The sequence below is a fragment of the Gluconacetobacter johannae genome, from assembly GCF_014174305.1.
Taxonomy (GTDB): Bacteria; Pseudomonadota; Alphaproteobacteria; order Acetobacterales; family Acetobacteraceae; genus Gluconacetobacter; species Gluconacetobacter johannae.
In genome coordinates, this window is sequence record NZ_JABEQH010000035.1 from 1 (window position 1) to 2,500 (window position 2,500).

The following is a 2,500-nucleotide window of genomic DNA, read 5'->3' on the forward strand; positions in this document are numbered from 1 at the left end:
TGGTTGCGGGGATAGGATTTGAACCTATGACCTTCAGGTTATGAGCCTGACGAGCTACCGGGCTGCTCCACCCCGCGGTGGTAAAGGTGGACTGGAAGACCTGGCGGCGACCGACTTTCCCGCGTCTTGAGACGCAGTATCATAGGCGCTGGGGCGTTTCACGGCCGAGTTCGAGATGGGATCGGGTGGATCAATCCCCGCCATGGCCACCAGGTCGTCCAGTCCACCCTGAGTGAGGGGTGTCGTGGGCGTGAGAGGTTGGTGCGTTGTGTGAGTGTGAGAGAATGGAGTGTGGATGATTGCTGTGCATGTGTGTTGCCCTGGCTTTATGGGCCTGGGCGGTGTGAGTGAGCCTATTGGGCGATTAGGACCAGTTAGCTGCACGCATTACTGCGCTTCCACACCTGGCCTATCGACGTGATGGTCTATCACGGCCCTTGGGGAGACCTGGTTTTGAGGTGGGTTTCTCGCTTAGATGCTTTCAGCGATTATCCCGTCCAGACTTAGCTACCCGGCGGTGCCGCTGGCGCGACAACCGGTGCACCAGAGGTCTGTTCATCCCGGTCCTCTCGTACTAGGGACAAATCCTCTCAAGTCTCCAACACCCACGGCAGATAGGGACCGAACTGTCTCACGACGTTCTAAACCCAGCTCACGTACCACTTTAATCGGCGAACAGCCGAACCCTTGGGACCTGCTCCAGCCCCAGGATGTGATGAGCCGACATCGAGGTGCCAAACCTCCCCGTCGATGTGGACTCTTGGGGGAGATCAGCCTGTTATCCCTAGAGTACCTTTTATCCGTTGAGCGATGGCCCTTCCACGCGGGACCACCGGATCACTATGGCCGACTTTCGTCTCTGATCGAGCTGTCACTCTCACAGTCAGGCGGGCTTATGCCATTGCACTCAACAGTCGATGTCCGACCGACCTGAGCCCACCATCGCGCGCCTCCGTTACACTTTGGGAGGCGACCGCCCCAGTCAAACTGCCCACCATGCAGGGTCCCGGACCAGGCTTACTGGTCTCGGTTAGACATCAGAAACAGTCAGGGTGGTATTTCAAGGATGGCTCCACCGGAACTGGCGCCCCGGTTTCAAAGCCTCCCACCTATCCTACACAGAATGTCTCTGATGCCACTGCAAAGCTGCAGTAAAGGTTCATAGGGTCTTTCCGTCTGACCGCGGGTACCCCGCATCTTCACGGGGAATTCAATTTCGCTGAGCCGATGCTGGAGACAGCGGGGAAGTCGTTACGCCATTCGTGCAGGTCGGAACTTACCCGACAAGGAATTTCGCTACCTTAGGACCGTTATAGTTACGGCCGCCGTTTACCGGGGCTTCAATTCAGTGCTTGCACACCTCCTCTTAACCTTCCGGCACCGGGCAGGCGTCAGGCCGTATACGTCGTCTCTCGACTTCGCACAGCCCTGTGTTTTTACTAAACAGTCGCTACCCCCTGGTCTGTGCCACCTGCCAATGGTTGCCCACTGACAGGTCTCGCTTATCCCGAAGTTACGCGAGTAATTTGCCTAGTTCCTTCAGCATCGTTCTCTCAAGCGCCTTGGTATTCTCTACCAGTCCACCTGTGTCGGTTTCGGGTACGGTCTATATGCCAGAGCTATTTCCTGGAATGCGCCAAAAGCCGGATCAATCCGTTAAGACCCGACAACATATTGCATTCGTCACTTCTGGCAGGCCCGGGAATATTCACCCGGTTTCCATCGACTACGGCTTTCGCCCTCGCCTTAGGGGCCGGCTCACCCTGCGCGGATTAACCTTGCGCAGGAACCCTTGGACTTTCGGCGACAGTGTTTCTCGCACTGTTTGTCGCTACTCATGTCAGCATTCGCACTTCCGATATCTCCAGAGAGGGTCACCCCGTCTCCTTCACAGACCTACGGAACGCTCCGCTACCGCGCACACAATGTGTGCACCCACAGCTTCGGCACGTGGCTTGAGCCCCGTTACATTTTCGGCGCAGGGTTTCTATTAGACCAGTGAGCTATTACGCTTTCTTTAAAGGATGGCTGCTTCTAAGCCAACCTCCTGGTTGTTTTGGAATCCCCACATCCTTTCCCACTTAGCCACGATTTGGGGGCCTTAGCTGGTGGTCTGGGCTGTTTCCCTCTCGACGATGGACCTTAGCACCCACCGTCTGTCTGCCAGGCTAAACTTCCGGGTATTCGGAGTTTGGTTAGGTTTGGTAAGGCTTTGGGCCCCCCTAGCCCATCCAGTGCTCTACCCCCCGGGGTCAACACCTGACGATCTACCTCAATAGATTTCGCGGAGAACCAGCTATCTCCGAGTTTGATTGGCCTTTCACCCCTAGCCACAGCTCATCCCCGACTTTTTCAACAGGCGTGGGTTCGGCCCTCCAGTGCGTGTTACCGCACCTTCAGCCTGGCCATGGCTAGATCACTCGGTTTCGGGTCTTCTGCCAGCAACTCGTCGCCCTATTCAGACTCGCTTTCGCTTCGCCTACACCTAACGGCTTAAGCT

Annotated in this window: 1 tRNA gene and 2 rRNA genes (1 of these 3 cut by a window edge); all 3 read right to left on the reverse strand. The window is 56.5% G+C overall.

Features of this window, described 5'->3' with window-relative positions:
• Positions 1-77, reverse strand: a tRNA-Met gene (locus tag HLH21_RS16720).
• A 21-nt stretch (positions 78-98) separates the two neighbouring features.
• A 5S ribosomal RNA gene (gene rrf / locus HLH21_RS16725) occupies positions 99-214 on the reverse strand.
• Between the two features lie 129 nt (positions 215-343).
• Positions 344-2,500: ribosomal RNA gene (locus HLH21_RS16730) — 23S ribosomal RNA — on the reverse strand; it runs 584 nt beyond the window's last position.